Origin of the sequence: Methylorubrum zatmanii (assembly GCF_014845115.1) — a bacterium.
Taxonomy (GTDB): Bacteria; Pseudomonadota; Alphaproteobacteria; order Rhizobiales; family Beijerinckiaceae; genus Methylobacterium; species Methylobacterium zatmanii.
Genome location: NZ_NKUI01000033.1, coordinates 1 through 19209, shown reverse-complemented (window position 1 = coordinate 19209; position 19209 = coordinate 1). Strand labels below are relative to the sequence as shown.

At 69.8% G+C, this 19209-nt stretch carries 18 protein-coding genes; 6 read left to right on the top strand and 12 right to left on the bottom strand.

Annotated elements, in window-relative coordinates:
• The first annotated feature begins 99 nt into the window (after positions 1-99).
• The gene (locus tag MZTS_RS04475) at positions 100-1356 is read left to right on the top strand and encodes an MFS transporter (protein ID WP_192282061.1); all 1257 of its coding nucleotides are present in this window, start codon (positions 100-102) and stop codon (positions 1354-1356) included.
• 51 nt (positions 1357-1407) lie between these two features.
• Here the strand turns inward: MZTS_RS04475 and hmuQ are convergent, their stop codons facing one another.
• Positions 1408-1743: a heme-degrading protein HmuQ gene (gene hmuQ / locus MZTS_RS04470; protein ID WP_192282058.1), complete on the bottom strand. Its 336-nt coding sequence runs from the start codon at positions 1741-1743 to the stop codon at positions 1408-1410.
• 446 nt (positions 1744-2189) lie between these two features.
• Here hmuQ and MZTS_RS04465 point away from each other — a divergent pair, with 446 nt between their 5' ends.
• Positions 2190-2597, top strand: coding sequence for a helix-turn-helix domain-containing protein (locus MZTS_RS04465; RefSeq protein ID WP_192282055.1), 408 nt, complete (start codon positions 2190-2192; stop codon positions 2595-2597).
• 56 nt (positions 2598-2653) lie between these two features.
• Here MZTS_RS04465 and MZTS_RS04460 read toward each other — a convergent pair whose 3' ends face one another.
• From MZTS_RS04460 to MZTS_RS04420, 9 genes are all read right to left on the bottom strand, one after another.
• Positions 2654-3979: a cobyrinic acid a,c-diamide synthase CobB gene (locus tag MZTS_RS04460; protein ID WP_192282052.1), complete on the bottom strand. Its 1326-nt coding sequence runs from the start codon at positions 3977-3979 to the stop codon at positions 2654-2656.
• Entirely contained in the window at positions 3976-4764 is a 789-nt protein-coding gene (gene cobM, locus MZTS_RS04455; protein ID WP_192282049.1) for a precorrin-4 C(11)-methyltransferase, read from the bottom strand. The genes MZTS_RS04460 and cobM overlap by 4 nt, the downstream gene beginning before the upstream one ends.
• A gap of 49 nt (positions 4765-4813) precedes the next feature.
• Entirely contained in the window at positions 4814-5950 is a 1137-nt protein-coding gene (locus MZTS_RS04450) for a GGDEF domain-containing protein (protein WP_246481991.1), read from the bottom strand.
• Between the two features lie 44 nt (positions 5951-5994).
• Positions 5995-6438, bottom strand: a complete 444-nt coding sequence (locus tag MZTS_RS04445; RefSeq protein WP_009864958.1) for a cobalamin biosynthesis protein — start codon at positions 6436-6438, stop codon at positions 5995-5997.
• Positions 6417-7655, bottom strand: coding sequence for a precorrin-6y C5,15-methyltransferase (decarboxylating) subunit CbiE (cbiE, locus tag MZTS_RS04440; protein ID WP_192282046.1), 1239 nt, complete (start codon positions 7653-7655; stop codon positions 6417-6419). Before cbiE ends, MZTS_RS04445 begins: the two co-directional genes overlap by 22 nt.
• A 124-nt stretch (positions 7656-7779) precedes the next feature.
• Positions 7780-9072: an oxalate/formate MFS antiporter gene (gene oxlT / locus MZTS_RS04435; protein ID WP_192282065.1), complete on the bottom strand. Its 1293-nt coding sequence runs from the start codon at positions 9070-9072 to the stop codon at positions 7780-7782.
• Between the two features lie 52 nt (positions 9073-9124).
• A complete protein-coding gene (locus tag MZTS_RS04430; RefSeq protein ID WP_192282043.1) occupies positions 9125-9970 on the bottom strand; it encodes a class I SAM-dependent methyltransferase in 846 nt (281 codons plus the stop codon).
• 37 nt (positions 9971-10007) lie between these two features.
• Complete coding sequence (locus tag MZTS_RS04425; protein ID WP_192282040.1) at positions 10008-11603, bottom strand: gamma-glutamyltransferase family protein; 1596 nt, start codon at positions 11601-11603, stop codon at positions 10008-10010.
• A 219-nt stretch (positions 11604-11822) separates the two neighbouring features.
• Positions 11823-12530, bottom strand: a complete 708-nt coding sequence (locus MZTS_RS04420) for a hypothetical protein (RefSeq protein WP_192282037.1) — start codon at positions 12528-12530, stop codon at positions 11823-11825.
• Between MZTS_RS04420 and htpG the strand changes: the two genes are divergently transcribed.
• Positions 12462-14348, top strand: a complete 1887-nt coding sequence (htpG, locus tag MZTS_RS04415) for a molecular chaperone HtpG (protein WP_192282034.1) — start codon at positions 12462-12464, stop codon at positions 14346-14348. The two genes, MZTS_RS04420 and htpG, sit on opposite strands and share 69 nt — an antisense overlap.
• Before the next feature lie 27 nt (positions 14349-14375).
• On the opposite strand, the gene MZTS_RS04410 is transcribed toward htpG, so the two are convergent.
• Entirely contained in the window at positions 14376-14594 is a 219-nt protein-coding gene (locus MZTS_RS04410; protein ID WP_009864235.1) for a hypothetical protein, read from the bottom strand.
• A gap of 206 nt (positions 14595-14800) precedes the next feature.
• Here MZTS_RS04410 and MZTS_RS04405 point away from each other — a divergent pair, with 206 nt between their 5' ends.
• The 3 genes from MZTS_RS04405 to MZTS_RS04395 all read left to right on the top strand — a co-directional run bounded on the left by MZTS_RS04405 (position 14801) and on the right by MZTS_RS04395 (position 16589).
• On the top strand, positions 14801-15082 hold the full coding sequence (locus tag MZTS_RS04405) for a hypothetical protein (protein ID WP_192282031.1): 282 nt from the start codon (positions 14801-14803) through the stop codon (positions 15080-15082).
• A gap of 65 nt (positions 15083-15147) precedes the next feature.
• Positions 15148-16008 (top strand): tRNA glutamyl-Q(34) synthetase GluQRS, encoded by an 861-nt coding sequence (gluQRS, locus tag MZTS_RS04400; RefSeq protein ID WP_192282028.1) that lies wholly within the window; start codon positions 15148-15150, stop codon positions 16006-16008.
• Between the two features lie 86 nt (positions 16009-16094).
• The gene (locus MZTS_RS04395; RefSeq protein ID WP_192282025.1) at positions 16095-16589 is read left to right on the top strand and encodes a lysozyme inhibitor LprI family protein; all 495 of its coding nucleotides are present in this window, start codon (positions 16095-16097) and stop codon (positions 16587-16589) included.
• 28 nt (positions 16590-16617) lie between these two features.
• On the opposite strand, the gene MZTS_RS04390 is transcribed toward MZTS_RS04395, so the two are convergent.
• Entirely contained in the window at positions 16618-18705 is a 2088-nt protein-coding gene (locus tag MZTS_RS04390) for a peptidoglycan DD-metalloendopeptidase family protein (protein ID WP_192282022.1), read from the bottom strand.
• Positions 18706-19209 lie beyond the last annotated feature (504 nt).

Below are 19209 nucleotides of genomic sequence, written 5' to 3'. Positions count from 1 at the left end.
CGGGGTTTCGGTTGGCGCTCTGAGATGCGGGGCCGCGTTGCGGAAAGATCGCCGTGCCAAGCCGGTCTCGCGGCCGGAGCAGGTCCAATGGAGTGCGGCATGAGAGCCGAAGCGGGTGGGGGCCTGGGGGTGCCGGGCCTGTCAGAGGGGCCGGTTGGCGTGACCCAGGCCTCAGCCTCGCCGGGACGCGGGGCGGGGCCGACCCTCGCGGTGCTGCTGGGGCTCAGCCTTTCGCACTTGCTCAACGACCTCGTGCAGTCGCTCCTGCCGGCGATCTACCCGCTGCTCAAGGAGAGCTTCCGGCTCGATTTCGGGCAGATCGGGCTCATCACCTTCGTCTTCCAGGGGACGGCCTCGCTGCTGCAGCCGGCGGTGGGGCTCTATACCGACCGGCGCCCGCTGCCTTACTCGCTGGCTTCCGGCATGGGGCTGTCGCTGGTCGGCCTCGCCCTGCTGTCGATCGCCCCCGTCTACGGCGCCCTCCTCGCCGCCGCGGCCCTGATCGGGCTCGGCTCCGCGATCTTCCATCCGGAGGCGAGCCGGGTGGCGCGCCTCGCCTCGGGCGGCCGCTACGGGCTGGCGCAGTCGGTGTTCCAGGTCGGCGGCAATGCCGGCACGGCGCTCGGGCCCCTGCTCGCCGCCTTCGTCGTGGTGCCCCATGGCCAGGGCAGCGTCGCATGGTTCTGCTTCGCGGCGCTTGCCGGCATCCTCGTGCTATCAGCGGTCGGCCGCTGGTACGCGCGCCAGCTCGCGACGGCGCCCCGGGGCACCCGCAAGGGCTCCGGGCCAGCGGCCAGCCCTTTGAGCCGGGTGCGGATCGTGGCGACGGTGGCGATCCTGCTCGGGTTGATCTTCTCCAAATACTTCTACATGGCGAGCTTCTCGTCCTACTATACCTTCTACTTGATTCATCGCTTCGGCGTGCCGGTGGCGCTGGCCCAGGTCTACCTGTTCGTCTTCCTGGGGGCGGTGGCGGCGGGGACGATCCTCGGTGGCCCGATCGGCGATCGGTTCGGGCGCAAGCTCGTGATCTGGATCTCGATCCTCGGCGTGCTGCCGTTCTCCCTCGTCCTGCCGCATGTGAGCTTGGCCTGGACGGTGGTTCTGTCGGTGCCGATCGGTCTGATCCTGGCCTCGGCCATGCCGGCGATCCTGGTCTATGCTCAGGACTTGCTGCCGGGCCGGATCGGTCTCGTCGGCGGCCTGTTCTTCGGCTTCGCCTTCGGTATGGGCGGGCTCGGCGCAGCCCTGCTGGGTGAGGTGGCCGACCATGTCGGCATCGAGCGGGTTTACGAACTCTGCGCCTTCCTGCCGGCCCTCGGCCTGCTGGCGGTATTCCTGCCCCGGCTGCGGTGAGAGGAGCCGGCATCGTCCCGGCCGGAGTGACCGGGACGATGCCGGCGGGGGTCAGGCCGCCTGTTCGGCTTCGGGATGGGCGACGGTCTGGATCGACTCGAAGCCTTCGAATTGCGGATGGCCGAGGTAGAGCGGCTTGGTGCCGGGCACCCGCCCATGCGCCTTGCGGAACTGCTCCGACCGGGTCCAGGCCTCGAAATCGGCCCGCGAGCGCCAGACGGTGTGCGAGGCGTAGAGGATGTGATCCTCCGCTTCCGGCCCTTTGAGCAGGTGGAACTCCACGAATCCGTCCATCTCGCCGAGATGGCTGTCGCGCCCGAGCCAGACCTGCTCGAAATCCTGCGCCGAATCCTTGACGACCTTGAACCGGTTCATCGCGATGAACATGCCGGATTGCTCCCGATTGGATCGGGCCGGCTTACCGTGATCGCCCGATCGTGATGACTCTACGTTAATTTCGGCCCGTGGCTGTGGCGAGATGGCTGCGCCAGGGGCAAGACGATCCCTTCCATCCAGCGAATTCGTTGGGAAGTCCATGAAACTTCAACGGGTGTCTGCGATTTCGCGGCATGAACGTTCCGCGAACGGAGATGAGCGGATAAGTGAAAACTCCCATCCGATAACAGGTAGGCCTTGCATTTCGCATGCACTTCATGGTGAAGCTGCAGTTAGGCTAAAACACAGCGATACGGTTGCCTCGCGACGCATCGGTCCGGCCCTCTCCGGTAGTAGAAGCGATGCGAGGTGTCGCGAGATGTTAGCAAGAACTCCAGCGCTGCCGACCTGAGGTCCTTGGGTCGGTCTGCGACATCGAACAGGGACCGTGTCGTAAGATGATGCCGAAACAAACAACCGATGTCGACCGCCTTGTCGGGCTCCGGATCACCGCGTTGCGCAAGGCGCGCGGCCTGAGCCAAACGGCGCTTGGGACTGCGGTCGGCGTGACCTTCCAGCAGGTCCAGAAATACGAGAAGGGGCAGAACCGCGTCGGCGCCGGGCGCCTGCGTGAGATCGCTCGCCTGCTCGAAGTGCCGGTCTCCGCCTTCTTCGAGGAGGGCGACGGCGCCGCCGCGCAGGAGCAGACGGAGGTGTTCGGCTTCCTGCGTGCGCACGGCGCCGTCGACCTGCTGCGCGCCTTCGCCACGATCGAGGACGATCAGATGCGCCGCGAGGTTTTGGCCATCGTGCGCAGTGCCGCGCGCCTCGGCCGCAAGAAGGATCCGGAAATCCTCGATTCCTGATCCGGGATCCCCGAAGCCGGGCGCCGGCTTTCGGGGCCCGCTCACGGCGGGCGGTGTTACAAGGGCGCCGATCCCGCGATCAGGTGGAAGAAGCTTCCCGTGACATGGCCGCGGCGATGTCCGGCGAGGCCGAGCGGCGTGCCCTCCGCATCCGTCACCCGCGCCAGGGCGAGATCGTCTTTCGGGGCCGGTGTCAGCTCGCTGGCATAGTGGAACTCGTGTCCGACGAGGCGCGTGCCGGCCGGGCCCAGCAGCCCGTCTGCGACGAGATGGGCCACCCGGTAGCCGAGATGGAGCTTGCGCTTCCGGTAGGAGGTCGCGACCGGCAGGAGTCCCGCCATCGGGTGGCTGACGCCCTCGGCATCTTCCAGGCTCTCGCCCAGGACCATGTAGCCGCCGCATTCGCCGTGGACCGGCCGCTCCTGCGCGAAGCGGCGCAGGCCGTCGAGGAAGCGGTGCGCTCCGGCGATCGTGCCGGCATGCAGCTCGGGGTAGCCGCCCGGCAGCCAGCAGGCGCCGCAATCGGCAGCCGGTGCCTCGTCGGCAAGCGGCGAGAACGGCACGATCTCGGCGCCGGCCGCGCGCCAGCCCGCCAGCATGTGCGGGTAGAGGAACGAGAAGGCGGCATCCCGTGCCACGGCGACGCGCTGGGCCGGCGGCTGCGGCAGGCCCTCCGACGCGTTCGGGGAGCGTCCGCCCGCCACGGCCAGGATCGCATCGAGATCGAGGCAGGCCTCGGCCAGTTCGGCGAGCCGGTCGAGGCGGGCATGGAGGTCGGCGGTCTCGCCGGCCTGGACCAGGCCGAGATGGCGTTCCGGCAGGACGAGGTTGGCCTCGCGCGGGAAGGCGCCGAGCACCGGCAGGCCGACCCGCGCCAGGCCCGCCTCGACCAGCCGGCGGTGGCGCGGACTCGCGACCTTGTTGAGGATCACCCCCGCGATCCGGATCCGGGCATCGTAGGCGGCGCAGCCGAGCGCCACCGCCGCGGCCGATTGCGCCGCGCCCGACACGTCGAGCACCAGCAGAACCGGCCAGCCGTAGCGGGCGGCGATGTCCGCGTTCGCCCCGGTGCGGCCCTCGCCCGCGACGATGCCGTCATGCAGCCCCATCGAGCCCTCGGCGACGACGAGCGCCGCGTCCCGCGCGGCGAGGCCGGCGCAGGCGTCGAGCAGGGTGTCGGGCATGGCGAAGCTGTCGAGGTTCAGGCTGGGCGCGCCCGTCGCCGCCTCGTGGAAGGCGGGGTCGATGTAGTCCGGCCCGCATTTGGCGCCGCGCAGAGCGACGCCCCGGCGCCGGAGCGCCCGCATCAGCGCGAGGGTCACCGTGGTCTTGCCGGAGCCGGAGCGCGGCGCCGCGACGAGGAGGCCGGGGGCGGGCATCACCGCGACGTCTCTCCGGGGGCGCCGACCGCGCCGCGGGGCCGGAAGCGGCGATCATAATCGGGGGCGTAGAGGGCGCTGTCGCGAAAGTCCGTCGGGTCGAGGGCCGGCCCGATCAGGATCAGGGCGGTGCGCTCAATCCTCTCCGCCCGCACGAGGCCGGGCAGCTCGGCGAGCGGGCCGGTCAGGATCCGCTCGTCGGGCCAGGTCGCGCGGAACACGACGGCGGCGGGACAGTCCGGCCCGTAGAAGGAGGTCAGTTCGGCGCAGGCCTCCTCCACCACGTGGATCGAGAGATGCAGCGCCAGGGTCGCGCCGGTGGTGGCGAAGGCGGCGAGCGTTTCCCGCTCCGGCATCGGGCTCGCGCGGCCGGAGGTGCGGGTGAGCACCACCGATTGCGTGAGGCCCGGCACGGTCAATTCGCGCCGCAGCAGGGCGGCGGCCGCGGCGAAGGAGGGGACGCCCGGTGTGACCGTGTAGGGGATGCCGAGGGCATCGAGCCGGCGGGTCTGCTCCGCCAGCGCGCTCCAGACCGAGAGGTCGCCGGAATGGAGCCGCGCCACGTCGCGGCCCAGTGCATGGGCGGCGGCGATCTCCGCCATGATCGCGTCGAGGTCGAGGGGCGCGGTGTCGACGATGCGCGTCCCCGGCGGACACCAGGACAGGATCTCCGGTGCCACCAGCGATCCGGCATAGAGGCAGACGGGACAGGCGGCGATCAGGTCGCGCCCGCGCACGGTGATGAGGTCGGGCGCACCGGGGCCGGCGCCGATGAAATGAACGGTCATGGCCGCCCGCTTACAGCATCGGACCGGATGTTGTGGAGAGCGGAGGGGCTCAGGCGGCCCGAACCCGATTCCTGCCCTCCGTCTTGGCGGCATAGAGGGCCTTGTCGGCCCGCTCCAGGGCCTCGTGCAGCACCTCGCCGGCGGCCAGCGCCGCGACACCGACGCTCACGGTGACGGGAATCGTCGCCTCCTTCCAGAGGACGGGGGCGCTGCCGATGGTGTGGCGCAGGCGTTCGGCGAGGCGCGCGGTGGCGCGCTGGTCGCGGCCGGGCAGCACGATCCCGAATTCCTCGCCGCCGAGCCGGGCGAGATGGCTGTCCCCGGGGAGGAGCGATCCCGCCCGCCGGGCGAATTCCCGCAGCACCGCGTCGCCGCCGGCATGACCGAAGCGGTCGTTGATCGATTTGAAGTGATCCAGATCCGCGACGATGATTCCGGCCTGCCCGAGGCCGCCGCTCGTCTTGGCCGCGAGGCCCTGCCGGTTCAGGGCGCCCGTCAGCCCATCGGTCCGGGCCATCGCCTCGACCGCAGCATGGGCCTTCTCCGCTTCCAGGGCGAGGATCGAGGTCGTCAGCAGGATGGTGGTGACCTGATCGACGACGAAGATGCCGACGATCGACAGCCGCACGAAGGTCTCGCGCAGGGGAAGCAGGGGCAGGCAGATCGCCACGGCGATGGTGAGCAGGGCCAGGGCGATCAGGCCGCGCAGGGGTGAGCGCGCGGGCGGTGCCCTCAGGACGTAGAGGGCGGCCGCCGCTTCGTGCAGGGCGTAGGCGAGGGTGCCGCCGGCATTGATTGTGGCGGGACCGAAGCCCGCGCAGGAAAGGACGCCATGCGTGGCCGTGGGGAGCAGGAACAGGACGAGCATCGGCCGCGTCACAGCCGGGCGCCCATCGAACAGCCGCAGCCCGATCCAGAAGGCGCCTCCCGTGAGCGACCAGCCGATCGGCGACCAGAGGCTGCCGTAAGCACCGAAATCCACGAACCACGCCGCCATGCCGGCGCAGACGACGTAGCCCGCGCCGAAGCAGAGGAAGTAGATCTTCCGCCGATTCAATACCCAGTTGCAGAGGAAGATCGCTCCGCAGGATCCGAACACTAGGAAATCGGTGAACTGCAGGGTGGGGATCGACACTTCCATCACCGTCCGAGCCCTGTCTGACGAGGAGCGGTGTTGGATCGTCATCCGTGAAAGGTTCCCTTCCCGCCCGGCGAAAGGGTGGGGCAGGGTTAAGGAAGACTTGGCGTGCCGGCCGGGACAGCGAGGGCGCAGGTCGCTCCGGCACTGGCGATGCGGGGCAGGATGAGGCGTGCGTCCGGGCCGGCACAGGCAAGGGCCGCGGCCTCCGCGACCGACCCGATGCCCCGGAGCGCCGCGATCCGGGCGGAGCGGGTCACGCCCCGCGCATCGGCCGCCGCCAGGGCCGCCGGATCGAGACCGAGCGGCGTCAGCCCGAAGGCGGCGGCCGCCGCGCACAGGGCGGGTTCGCCGGCCCGATCCGCGGCGGTGGCGACGGCGGCGAGGTGCTCGGATTGAAGTCCGGCCGCGGCGAGGGCGTGGCGCAGCAGGGCGACGATCTCCCCGGCCGTCGTCGCCCGGCGGAAGCCGATGCCGGCGACGGCGCCGGGCTTGGCTTCGTTCACGGCTCGGTTCACGGCTTGGTCCAGACCCATTGCGTGATCGGCATGGCCGGACGCCAGCCATGCAGGCCGCCGACCGGCACCGCATGGGCCACCGAGAGCCGCCGCAGGGCGCCGCCGGCTTCCGTGAAGGCGGCGAGCAGGGCCGCCTCGCCCTCAAGAGTGACGGCATTGGCCACGCAGCGCCCGTTGGCCGGAAGCGCCTCCCGGCAGGCGGCCAGCAGACCCGGCTCGGCCACGCCGCCGCCGATGAACACCGCCTGGGGCGGCGGCAGTCCCGGCAGGGAGGCCAGCGAGGCGCCTTCGACGAGCTGCACCCGGGCGCCCACGCCGAGCGCCCTGGCGTTGCGGGCGATCCGCTCGGCCCTGTCCGGCCGGCGTTCCACCGCCACAGCGCGGTTGGCGGCGTGGCGCAGGCACCATTCGATGGAGACCGAGCCCGATCCGGCGCCGAGATCCCACAGGATCTCGCCCGCCCGCGGGCGTAGGGCCGCCAGCGTCACCGCGCGGATCTCGGCCTTGGTCAGCTGCCCGTCATTCTCGAACCATGCATCGTCGAGGCCGGGACTCAGGGAGACGATTCGGGCGCCGGGCTCCGCTTCCACCTCCACGGCCACGGTGTTGAGGGCGGCGATGTCGGCGAGCCCGAATCCGTCGGCCCGGTCGGCCCGGATTCGCTCCTGAGGGCCGCCCATCGCTTCCAACACGGTCAGCCGCGAGCGGCCGAGACCCCGCTCCGTCAACAGCCCGGCCAGAGCGGCCGGGGTCGCGCCGTCCCAGGACAGGGCGAGAAGGTGCGCGCCGGGCTGGAGATGCGGGACGATGCTGAGGAGATCGCGCCCATGCAGGGTGATGCAGGCGGTTTCGGGCAGGGACCAGCCGAGCCGCGCGGCGGCGAGGCTGAAGGCCGAGGGCTGCGGAAAGGCGCGGATCTCGGGGGCCGGCACCAGCCGGGCGATCTCGGCGCCGATGCCGTAATGGAAGGGATCACCCGTGGCGAGGATGCAGGTGGGCCGGCCGCGCCGGGCCAGAATGCCGGGATAGGCCTCCCCGATCGGGCTCGGCCAGGACCGGGTTTCGGCGGCCAGCGGCGCGGCCAGGGCGAGATGGCGGCGCCCGCCATAGACCACTTCGGCTGCGTCGAGGGCGGCGGCGGCGGCGGGGGAGAGGCCGGCCCGCCCGTCCTCGCCGATGCCGATGAGGGTGAGCCAGGGCAGTGCACCCGGTGCGAAGGCCAGCGGCGCGGTCATGGGCCGCGCCGCGAGGTCGTGTGCAAGGTCGTGTCCATGGGCGAGATCCGCGAGGACGGGAGCGTCTTCGCCGATGTCGTTACGCGCGCCGGCTCCGGAGAACCAGAGCCGACGCGGAGTGGCCTCAGCCGGCCACCGGCCGGGCGGCGAGCGGCAGGGCGACGTCCGGCACGGCCGGTCCGGGCACGCCGAGATAGGCGCGGCGGGCGGGCTTGAGCACGAACCACGCGAGCGCCGCCACCACGAGGTCGAGGCCGATGGCGATGCCGAAGACCGGCACCCAGCTTCCCACCGCATCGTGGATCAGCGCCGCGACCGGGCCGCCGAGCAGCGAGCCGAGGCCCTGGGCCATGTAGAGGAAGCCGTAATTGGTGGTGGCGTGCTTGGTCCCGAAGGTGTCCGTCAGCGTCGAGGGGAACAGCGAGAAGATCTCGCCCCAGGCGAAGAACACGACGCCGGAGAGCAGGGCGAAGGCGTAAGCGTTCTCACGGAACATCAGCAGCATGCCGATCGCCACCGCTTCGAGGGCGAAGGCCACCGCCATGGTGTTCTCGCGGCCGGCATGGTCCGAGACCCAGCCGAAGAACGGCCGGGTCAGGCCGTTGGTGATCCGGTCGAAGGTGAGGGCGAAGGGCAGGGCGGCGAAGCCGAACACCAGGGCGTCGGCAACGCCGAATTCCTTGGCGAAGGCGGAGAACTGCGCGACCACCATCAGGCCGCCGGTCGACATCAGCGCCATCATGGCGAACATCAGCCAGAACAGCGGGGTCTTGAGCATCGCCGAGGGCGCCACGTCACGGGCGGCGCTCGCCACCTTGTCCGCGGGAATGGCGGGAGTTTCGCCGGCCTTCGGGCTGCGCAGGCCCAGCGCCGCGACGACGCCGATGACGGCCATGACCGCGCCGAACACGAACAGGGTGTGGCGGTAGCCGGAGGCGGCGATCATGTCGGTGATGGGGAAGGTGGTGGCGATGGCGCCCATCCCGTAGCCCGCCGCCACGACGCCCGCCGCGAAGCCGCGCCGCTCGGGGAACCAGCGCACCATCAGCCCGACCACACCGACATAGACGATGCCGGTGCCCAGCCCGCAGAGCAGGCCGTAGGTGGCGTAGAGGCCCCACAGGGTGTCGGTGTAGGAGGCGGCGACCCAGCCGAGGCCGGAGAGGGCGGCGCCGAGCGCGATCATGCCCTTGGCGCTGAATCGCTCGATCAGCCAGCCCTGCACCGGCGAGAAGAAGGTCTGGAGCACGATCAGCATCGTGAAGGCGACCTGCACGGCGGCGAGGCTCGCCCCCGTCGTCGCCTGGAACGGCTTCACGAACAGCGTCCAGACATATTGCGGGCTGGAGATCGTCATCATGACGAGGAGTCCCAGGCCCAGCTGGGTCCACCGCGTCCGATCGGAAACTGTATGCATCATTCACTCCTTGCGGCGCGGTGGCTCCGCAAGGGCTGTGCCAGCGATGTGCTCAAGCCTGCGCGGTGACGAGCCAGCAGGCGGCACCCAGGGCGACCGGACCATTGCCGAACCGCTCGGCGAATCCTGCGGTGATTACATTCAAGGCAGTTTCCTTGAGCGCCGGATCTTGCTCATGCAGTAGGCGGGCGATCGGGCCACGGGTCGCGACGAAGTCGGCGGCCACTTGCGGCGTGTCTCCGAGGACCATGGCGCGGTCGATCGCCTCGCAGGAGATGGCGCGGAATTCAGCTGCCTCAAGAAGAGGCAAAAGCGTCGCGGCATCGGCAAAGCGGAAAGGCCCCGGCGCGCCGGGGCGCGGCGGCTCGACCTGCGGCAGGAGGGGCAGCACCCGCTCTCGCGGGACCATGACCCAGGCATTCTCTTCCATGCCGCGCCAGCAGACGAAGCTCAGCCGCCCACCCGGAGCCAGAGCCCGGCGGAGATTGGCGAAGGCCGCGGCGGAATCCTCGAAGAACATCACGCCGAAGCGCGAGAGGACATGGGTGAAGCTGGAACCGAAATCATGGGTCTGAGCATCGGCCCGAAGCCACGCGACCGGCGCGGTGCCCGGCGCTTCCTGCGCCGCCCGCGCGCGGGCCGTGGCCAGCAGGGGCTCGGAGAGATCGGCGCCGGTGACCTGACCGCCGCCGCCGACCGTCCGCGCCGCGATGAGCGTCGTCTCGCCGGCGCCGCAGCCGATATCGAGCACCCGGTCGCCGGGGGCGAGGGCGGCCCGCGCGAACAGAGCCTCGGTGAAGGGCGCGAACACCGCGTCGAGGGCCCGGTGCTGGGCCGCCCAACGCTGCCCGACCTCGCCGTTCCAGTAGTCGGACTGGTCCTGATTGAGGATGCTCATGCCATTCCCGAGGCTGCGAGGGGGAGGGGGCCGTTTCTCAGAGGCCTGCCGCGCCACCGTCCGAGCGCGGATCGTGGGTCGCCTCGATCCGTCCGTCGCGGGGGTGACGCACCAGCATGCCGGCATGGCCCAGCGAGTCGATATAGGAGCCGCCCAGTTCCTCGATGTCGTGGCCGAGGCGTCGCAAGGCGGCGATGCAGCCGGGATCGAAGCGGTCTTCCACCTTCACGCTGAGGGATTCGGCGCCCCAGGTGCGGCCGTAGAGCAGGCGCGGCGCATCGATCGCGTCGGCCACCGACATCCCGTAATCGGCGTAGCGGGTGAAGATCTGCGCCTGGAATTGCGGCTGACCGTCGCCGCCCATGGAGCCGTAGGACATGACCCGCCCGTCATCGAAGGCCGCGAGCGCCGGGATCAGGGTGTGGAACGGGCGCCGGCCCGGCTCCAGAGGATTCACCGCCTTGGGGTCGAGGGAGAAGGACATGCCGCGGTTCTGCCAGCAGATGCCGGTTCCCGGCAGCACGCAGCCCGAACCGTATTCCCAATAGACCGACTGGATGAAGGAGACGGCCATGCCGTCCTTGTCGATGGCGCCCATCCAGACGGTGTCGCCCTCGCCCATCCGCACCGGAATGCTCGCCGCGCGGCCCATATCGATGAGGGCGGTCTCGCGGTCGAGGCGCTTCGGGTCGAGGAAGGCGGCCGGGTCGCCGGTCAGACGGTCGAAATCGGTGACGAAGCGGTCGCGGATGGCGAAGGCCCGCTTCGTCGCCTCGATCAGCCCGTGATAATGGGCGAGGCTCTCCGGCTCCCGCACGTTCAGGCGGTCGAACAGCCCCAGGATGATGAGGGCGGCGAGGCCCTGGGTGGGGGGCGGGAAGTTGTAGAGCGTGGCATCGCGCCGCCGCAGGGTCAGCGGCGCCCGCTCCCTCGCGGCATAGGCCTCGAGGTCGGCGCGGGTCACCGGCGCGCCGAGGCGCTCCAGGTCGGCGGCGATCTCGCGGCCGATATCGCCCCGGTAGAAGTCGTCGAGCCCGGCATGGGCGAGCTGGGCCAGGGTGTCGGCAAGCTTGGGCTGGCGCCGGATCGTCCCCACCGGCGAAGGCTTGCCCTCGCTCAGATAGGTCGCGGCGAAGTTCGGTGCGTCGTGGAGCGTGTCGAGTTCCTTCGGCACGTAGCGCGCCTCTGAGGGCGAGACCGGGCAGCCCTCGCGGGCGTGGCGGATGGCATCCGCCAGGATGGTGTCGAGGGGCAGTCGGCCGCCGAAGGCACGGGCCATGTCGAGGGCGAGGCGCCAGCCGCCAACCGTTCCCGCCACCGTCACCGCCGCGTCCGGGCCGCGGGAGGGAATGGCGTCGAGTTCCTTCTCCCGGTAGCGGGCGCGGGTGGCGAGGGCGCCGGCCGGCCCGCAGGCCTCGATGCCGCGGATGCGTCCGCTCTTCTCGCGGATCAGCCAGAAGCCGTCGCCGCCGATGCTGTTCATGTGCGGGTAGACCACCGCAATGGCCGCCGCCATGGCGACCATCGCCTCGATGGCGTTGCCGCCCTGGGCCAGCACGGTCTGTCCGGCGGCGGCCGCCAGCGCGTGGGGCGCGGCGACGGCCGCATGGGCGAAGACGGGCGTATCGGGCATGATCGACTCTGGAGAACGCTTGAGGGTCGGCAAAGCCGGACCGAGAAGCGGGATCAGGACCACGCGCGCGCCCGAAGGGCAACCGGCTTGGGCTTGCCCCGGCGCAGCCCCGCCATTCGCCGGCCGCGCGACCTGGGCGCCCTCCCGGGGCTGAGGACATCGATCGGGGCGACGATCCGTGAGGTTACGAAAAGGTTCCCAGGTTGCATCCGCCTTTCATCAAATGTTGCAGAAATGGAACTGCGCTGCTGCGGCGGCGATGACATGATGAGGGCTGCGAATCGGCGGGCAGCTCAACACATGAAGCAGAATGACCGGGCGATCCTTCAGGATCGTGTGAGAACGCTTGTCTTGCGCCACGCTCTGGAAGCTGCGCTTCATCGTCTGGCCAGTCTTTCGGGTGTCAATGCCGAGGAAGAGCTGTTGCGGCTCGAACATTCCATTGTGTTTGCGACGCGGCGTATTGGCGAAATGCCGGGCACTCTGCAACTCGCCACCCTGGTTGCCGCCGAAGACGCGGTCGTCGCGATCCGCGCCGCCTTCGATACGGTGCATCAGTGCATCGAGACGGCTCCGGCCGTGCCGCCGACCACGGTGCTGGCGGCCTGAGACTGAGGCCGGCCCCCGACCTCGCCGGCCCTTGGCCGCATCGGGGCCACGATGCTCGCCGGGTGTGACGGCACCGATTTCGTCGCCGCCACCCGCCGCAGTGATTGAATTGCTCTTCCGCCATGGGCATATCGCCCCCGCTTTTTCGAGCGTCCCTCGCGCGATGTCCGCCGCGCCGTCGCTGCCTTCCGGCAGGGGCGGGCGCCGGCCGGGCGTCCGGTCGGGCGCTCCTATCCGGGAGGCAGACTCTTGAGCGATACGGTAGAGCGGCACGAATTCGGTGCCGAGGTCGGGCGCCTGTTGGATCTCGTCGTCCACGCGCTCTATTCCGACCGTGAGATCTTCCTGCGCGAACTGGTGGCCAATGCCGCCGACGCGACCGACCGGCGCCGCTTCGAGGCGCTGACCAACGAGGCCCTGGCGCTTCCCTCCGACGCCAAGGTGCTGATCGCGCCCGACAAGGCGGCGCGCACGCTCACCATCTCGGATTCCGGGATCGGCATGAGCAAGGAGGATCTGGCGCAGAATCTCGGTACCATCGCCCGTTCCGGCACCCGCGCCTTCTCCCAGGCGCTCGGCGAGGCGAAGGCGGATGCAGAGGGGCAGGATTCGCGCCCGAGCCTGATCGGCCAGTTCGGCGTCGGCTTCTACTCCGCCTTCATGGTGGCCGACCGCGTCACCGTCACCTCGCGCCGCGCCGGCGCGGACGATGCCTGGACCTGGGCCTCGGACGGCAAGGGCAGCTACACCCTGGAGCCGGCGAGCCGCGACCAGGCCGGCACCGACATCGTGCTGCACCTCAAGGAGGATGCCGACGAGTATCTGGAGAGCTACCGGCTCGACCACGTCGTGCGCAAATGGGCCGACAACATCGCCGTGCCGATCGCGATCCGCGACGAGGAGGGAAAGGAAGAGGCGGCCAACCGCGGCACCGCCCTGTGGCGCAAGCCCAAATCCGAGATCACGGACGAGCAGTACAAGGAGTTCTACCGCACCGTCAGCCACGGCTTCGACGAGCCCTGGGCGACCCTGCACTGGCGGGCGGAGGGCGCGCTCGAATTCACCGGCCTCCTGTTCGTGCCGAGCATGAAGCCGTTCATGGCGATGGAGGACGACCGGCGCTCGAAGGTGCGGCTGCATGTGCGGCGCATGTTCATCACCGACGAGGCCGAATTGCTGCCGAACTGGCTGCGCTTCGTCCAGGGCGTGGTCGATACCGACGACCTGCCGCTCAACGTCTCCCGCGAGATGCTGCAGTCGACGCCGACGCTCCAGAAGATCCGCCGCGCGGTGACGGGGCGCGTGCTCACCGAGCTGACCAACCGCTCGAAGAATGCCGAGAAGGCCGAGGAATACCAGAAGTTCTTCGAGAATTTCGGGCCGGTGCTGAAGGAAGGCATCTACGAGGATTTCGAGCGCCGGGCCGAGATCGCGCCGCTGCTGCGCTTCCGCTCCTCCACCCAGGAGGGCTGGACCTCGCTGCCCGACTACGTGTCACGCATGAAGCCGGAGCAGGAAGCGATCTACTACCTCGTCGCCGACGATGTGGAGGCGCTCAAGAACTCCGCCCAGCTCGAAGGCTTCCGCGCCCGCGGCGTCGAGGTCCTTCTGCTGTCCGACCACGTCGACGCCTTCTGGCCGGAGCAGCTGGGCAAGTTCGAGGACAAGCCCCTGCGCTCGGTGACGCAGGGCGCGGCCGATCTCTCGAAGTTCAAGCCCGAGGGCGAGGAGGCGGAGACGCCCCCGCTCGACAAGCTGGTCGCCGCCCTCAAGCTCGCGCTGGAGCCGGACGTCTCCGACGTGCGCACCACCGACCGCCTCGTCGACAGCGCCGTGGTGCTCGCCGCCTCCGGCACGGGGCCCGACCTGCAGATGCAGCGCCTGCTGCGTCGGGCCGGGCGCGGCTTCGGCGGCAGCGCGCCGATTCTGGAGATCAATCCGCGCCACGCCCTGATCCGGTCGCTCAACGACCGGGCCGAGGCCGGCGAGGATCTCAAGGCGCTGGCCGGCACCCTGCTCGACCTTGCCCGCGTCCAGGACGGCGACACGCCGCGCGATCCCGTGGCCTTCGCCCGCGCCGTCGCCTCGGCGCTGGCGGGTGAGGCCGCGCCATCGGTCAACGCAGCGGGAGAATAGCCGCAGGGTAGGCGGGATGCGGAGGGCTCAGATCCGCGTCCCGTCATCCCGGGGCGGTGAGCCGCAGCGGAACCGCGCCACCCGCCACCGGTCGCCATGCGCGTTCTGCCACGCCGCCATCTGCGGCTGGGCGACGCTCAGGCATTGCTGCGGTGTGAAGACATCCTCGTTGAAGCGGTGGACACGCATCACGCAATGCGTGGGGTTCGCGACCATGCAGGTCAGAAAATAGAGGCCGTAGAGCATGCGCCGAGGCTCCGTTCTGGCGTGAATCTCCCCTCCCTGTCCGTTTCTGGGTCGTCCACTGATCGGCATCGCAATGAGCGTGCCGGATGTTCCCCGCAACTCGGCGGGGATCGTCTGCGTCCGGCGCGGCATCGTGACCGGGCCTCGTCGCGGCGGCCGGACCCGCGGCGTTGACAGTCCCGCCGCATCCGCGCCAACACCGAGCCATGCCCGCAGACCCCGACCACGATCCGAAGACCGCCCGCCGCGACCGGCGCGTCGCCCTGAGCGTGCTCGCCCTCGTGGCCGCCACGGTGCTGATCGGCGCGCTCGCCCCCCGCACGGCCCCGCAGGCGGTGCTGGCGCCGGCGCAGGACCCGGCCTGCGCCGAGTGGGGTGACGGCTGCACGATCTGCCGCCGCACCGAGGACGGGGCGGCCTGCTCGTTGCCGGGCATCGCCTGCACGCCGGGCGCCATGGCCTGCCTGCGCCCCACCGGAGAGCCGTGACCGGAGACGCGTCCCGAACGGCCGCCACCGCTTCTGGCGACCGAGCGCTCCGGGAGCCCAGACCGGTGCTGCGCTTCGCACCGAGTCCGAACGGGCGGCTGCATCTCGGCCACGCCTATTCCGCGCTCCTCAATGCCCGTGTCGCCGACCGGCTCGGCGGCCGCCTGCTCCTGCGCATCGAGGACATCGATCTCGGCCGCACCCGCCCGGATTTCGTGAGCGGTATCCTGGCCGATCTCGCGTGGCTCGGCCTCACCTTCGCGCCGCCCCTGCGCCGCCAATCCGAGCATTTTTCCGACTATGCCGCGGCCCGCGACCGCTTGGCGGAGCGGGGCCTGATCTATCCCTGCTTCTGCTCACGCGGGCAGATCGCGGCGCAGGTGGCCGCGCGCGCGGCGCGGGGGGAGGAGATCCGGCGCGATCCCGACGGTGCGCCGCTCTATCCCGGCCCCTGCCGCCACCTCTCCGCCGCCGAGGCGACGGCACGGCGCCTGCGCGGCGAGCCCCATACCTGGCGCCTCGATATGCCCGCCGCCCTGCGCACGCTGACGGCGCCCCTCTCGATCCGCCGCTTTTCCCCCGAGGACGGCGCGGAGGAGATTGTCGCCGCCGATCCCGCTCGCTGGGGCGACGCGGTGATCGTCCGGCGCGACGTGCCGACGAGCTACCACCTCGCCGTGGTCTGCGACGACGCCGTGCAGGGCATCACCCATGTGGTGCGCGGCCAGGATCTGGAGGCGGCGACCGATCTCCATGCCCTGCTCCAGCACCTCCTCGGCCGATCCAGCCCCGCCTATCACCACCATGCTCTGATCCGGTCGGAGGACGGCGAGAAGCTCGCCAAGTCGAAGGGCTCGGAGGCGCTGGCCGATCTGCGCGCGCGGGGCGTCACGCCCGAGGCGGTGAGAATGATGTTGGGCTTTTGACGATACCCACGATTTCAACCTCTGCTTGCTCCGCGCTGAATTTTGAGCGATCCGCACGGTAGGTCATCGCTCACCCTGGGGGCACAGTGAGGTCTATTGTTCGGATAGTCGTTCTGGGCGCTACAGCTGTCGTCTCCATCGCCCACGCGGAAGAAGACTGGCTGCGAAGGACGCCGAGCGCGAAAGAGACGGCCACGATCGTATCCTGCCTCGAGAGCGCGCTCGGTGCGGACAAGCAGCTGGCCTGCATCAATCTCGTTGCCCGTCCTTGCCGGGGCACCCAGGATGGCGCCACGACGCTCGGCGCTGGGGTATGCATCGATCGAGAAGTTCAGATCTGGGATACACTTCTGAATCAGAATTATCGGAGGTTGATGGCTGTGCTTAATGACGAAGGCAAAAATGATTTGAAAACTACTCAACAGACTTGGCTGAGATTCCGCAACCAAGCTTGCCACTGGCCCTATCCAGCCTATCAGGGCGGCACCTTTGCGGGGACACTCTCGGGCGAGTGTTTCATGACTAAAACCGCGATCAGAACCATCGATCTCGTGGAGATGCTCGATTATCTCCCACGGTGATCAGGCTTAACCGATCTGCTTCACCGCCTCAGCGCATTGCGTCGCGCTGGGCCATCGCCGTGGCGGTCTTCGATTTCTGCATCGTCGCCTCGATCTGATCGCGCTGGCGCTTGAATTCGGCGAGCAGCCGGCCGTCGAGCTCACGCCCGCGCGGCACGCGGATCTTCATCGGATCGACGAAGTGCCCGTTGATGATCACCTCGTAATGCAGGTGGGCGCCGGTGGAGAGGCCGGTCGAGCCGACATAGCCGATCACCTGCCCCTGCCGGACCCGGGCGCCGGCGCTGATCCCGCGGGCGAAACGGGACATGTGGTTGTAGGTCGTGACATAGCCGTTGATGTGCTGCACCTCGACCCGGCGCCCATAGCCGGAATCCCATTCCGCCTTGATGACGGTGCCGTTGCCGGCGGCGACGATGGGCGTGCCGATCGGGTTGGCCCAGTCGACCCCGGTATGCAGCTTGGCGTAGCCGAGCACCGGGTGGCGCCGATAGCCGAAGCCGGAGCGCATGATGCCGTCGGCGATGGGCTTGCGGATCAGGAATTTCTTGAGCGAGCGGCCCTGGTCGTCGAGGTAATCGATCGAGCCATCGTCCGGGGACTGGAAGCGGTAGACCTTGCGCCACTCGCCGCCGAGATTGAGCGCGGCGTAAAGCAGTTCCGGCCGCTCGGCGGCACCGGGCCCGGCCTCCTCGTCGTAAGTATAGAACAGGTCGATCCCGTCGCCCGATGAGATGCGACGCTGGAAATCGATGTCGTAGCTGAAGATCCGGAGGATGTCCTCGATGGTCGGACGGGGCACGTCGTGGCGGGCGCCGGTCTCGTAGAGGCTCTGATAGAGCCGCGGACCGCTGCCCTCATCCTCGTCGTCCCCGTCTTGCGCCTCGGCCTGGGCCTGCTCCCGGGGGCGGCCGCGCGCCTCGTCCACCGGGGGGGCGACGGAGACGAACTCCCCGTGATCGTTGATCGCGGCGATGGCCTGGACGCCGCTCTCGCCGAACAGCACCACGCGGGTCACCTGCCGGCCGTCGCCGGGTTTCGGGCCCGGCGCGATCTGCACGCGGACTTGCTGTCCCTCCGACAGGGCCGCGACCTTGGCCTTGCCGCCCAAAGCCGCCACGATCCCCGTGATCGCCGCGTCGGAGGCTTGCCCCGTCGCCTTGAGCAGCGCTTCGAGAGTGTCGCCGCGCTTCAGCGCGAGGTCGCGCTCCTCGACCAGGGGCGCCTCGCCGGAGCGCAGCTCCACCTTGGCGAGCTTCGTCACGTTCTCGGGGACGACCAGCACCTCGATCGACTTGAACGGGCTGTTGTCCTCGCCGAGCTTGCCCTTGCCGTTCCCCTCGCCGAATCCGGTGAAGGCGGAGCCTTGCTGCAGGGTGCGCGAGAGCAGGATCTGAGGCGCCAGGGGAAGGGCGGTGCGACGGCCGGCTTCCGCCGCGAGGCGCCGCTCCTCCTCGACCTGGGCGGTCACGTCGTCATCCGAGAGGCCGGGGGCGTTCGCCTCGACGGTGACCTCGGCGAGATCGCGCTTCACCACCGTGACTTCAGCACCCGGCGCATCCGACGCGCCGGGATCGGGGGCGCGTTCCTGGGGCTCGTCGGAGACGAACTTCATCGGGTCGAAGCGGGGGATGTCGCTGGCGAACACGCCGGTCGACATCGACAGGTTGGACGAGATCCGCACGAAGGGGCGGACCTTGATGATCTCCCGGTCGCCGAGGCGGACGGTGACCGGAGTGCGGAAGCTCTGCTTGGCCGAGGCGACCATCAGGTTGCGCACCAGCCGGTCGCCCTTCTGCGCCGAGGCGATGCCGGGCTCGTCGTTCGAGGGCGCCTGGACCTGAGGACGCGGAGCGAGGTTCGGGCGGTCGGATACCGCCGCCAAGGACACGTCGCCCTGCAGCGAAACATGGATCGCGGCGCCCATCAGCAAGGCGCCGGTAATGCCCGTCAGCGCACTGGCGCAGAGCCAGCGCAGATTGACGTCGCGTCGATCGATCTGCCGGGCCTCCGCGCCGAGGAGGTTCAGGGGCGGCTCGACGCCGCGCGGCAGGTTTGCCGGGCGCCGCCGCGCTGCCGCCGTCGTTCCCCCGATCTTCAGTCGCTCGCGCGTCACGGACTTCCTCTGCGTCGGCGCTTCGGACCGGATGTGGCCCCTTCGTCCTACCAGACTCGCAGGAGGTGAGCGACCGGGGAGTTCGGGCGTCGGGGTCCGCCGACAGTGACCGATGTCCGGGGCCAGCATGTCCAGATTGAGGCAAGCGCCGCGCGCGGAGGGAAAGGGGAAGGGGAGGGGAGAACGGATACGGGAAAGAAAGGATGGGATCGGCCGCGCGCCGTCGCATCTCTGTGATGTCGCCGTGATCGAATGGCGAAGTTTTTTCGAAGCGGCGCTTGACGCCGATTCGCAGAACCCATAGATGCTGCCTCACCGACGGGGCGACGCTCTCCAGTGTCTGGCTGGGGCGGGGTTCCGGTGGTCTTCGAGACTGTTGGGGAAGCGGAGCTGATCCGGGTGACTGGATCGGGCGTTCGCTGTCTTTGATGTCTTGGAGTGTCGGCCGGTCCGGGCACTGCGGTGCCGGTGGGGCGGGTTGACAGGACGGTTCGCCGGCTCTAA

What these genes read in the sequence shown, in the direction of transcription:
- MZTS_RS04475 (WP_192282061.1), top strand. Translation starts at nt 100, where the DNA reads ATGAGAGCCGAAGCGGGTGGGGGCCTGGGGGTGCCGGGCCTGTCAGAG.
- hmuQ (WP_192282058.1), bottom strand. Translation starts at nt 1,743, where the DNA reads ATGTTCATCGCGATGAACCGGTTCAAGGTCGTCAAGGATTCGGCGCAG.
- MZTS_RS04465 (WP_192282055.1), top strand. Translation starts at nt 2,190, where the DNA reads ATGATGCCGAAACAAACAACCGATGTCGACCGCCTTGTCGGGCTCCGG.
- cobM (WP_192282049.1), bottom strand. Translation starts at nt 4,764, where the DNA reads ATGACCGTTCATTTCATCGGCGCCGGCCCCGGTGCGCCCGACCTCATC.
- MZTS_RS04450 (WP_246481991.1), bottom strand. Translation starts at nt 5,950, where the DNA reads ATGACGATCCAACACCGCTCCTCGTCAGACAGGGCTCGGACGGTGATG.
- MZTS_RS04445 (WP_009864958.1), bottom strand. Translation starts at nt 6,438, where the DNA reads ATGGGTCTGGACCAAGCCGTGAACCGAGCCGTGAACGAAGCCAAGCCC.
- cbiE (WP_192282046.1), bottom strand. Translation starts at nt 7,655, where the DNA reads ATGACCGCGCCGCTGGCCTTCGCACCGGGTGCACTGCCCTGGCTCACC.
- oxlT (WP_192282065.1), bottom strand. Translation starts at nt 9,072, where the DNA reads ATGCATACAGTTTCCGATCGGACGCGGTGGACCCAGCTGGGCCTGGGA.
- MZTS_RS04430 (WP_192282043.1), bottom strand. Translation starts at nt 9,970, where the DNA reads ATGAGCATCCTCAATCAGGACCAGTCCGACTACTGGAACGGCGAGGTC.
- MZTS_RS04425 (WP_192282040.1), bottom strand. Translation starts at nt 11,603, where the DNA reads ATGCCCGATACGCCCGTCTTCGCCCATGCGGCCGTCGCCGCGCCCCAC.
- MZTS_RS04410 (WP_009864235.1), bottom strand. Translation starts at nt 14,594, where the DNA reads ATGCTCTACGGCCTCTATTTTCTGACCTGCATGGTCGCGAACCCCACG.
- MZTS_RS04405 (WP_192282031.1), top strand. Translation starts at nt 14,801, where the DNA reads ATGCCCGCAGACCCCGACCACGATCCGAAGACCGCCCGCCGCGACCGG.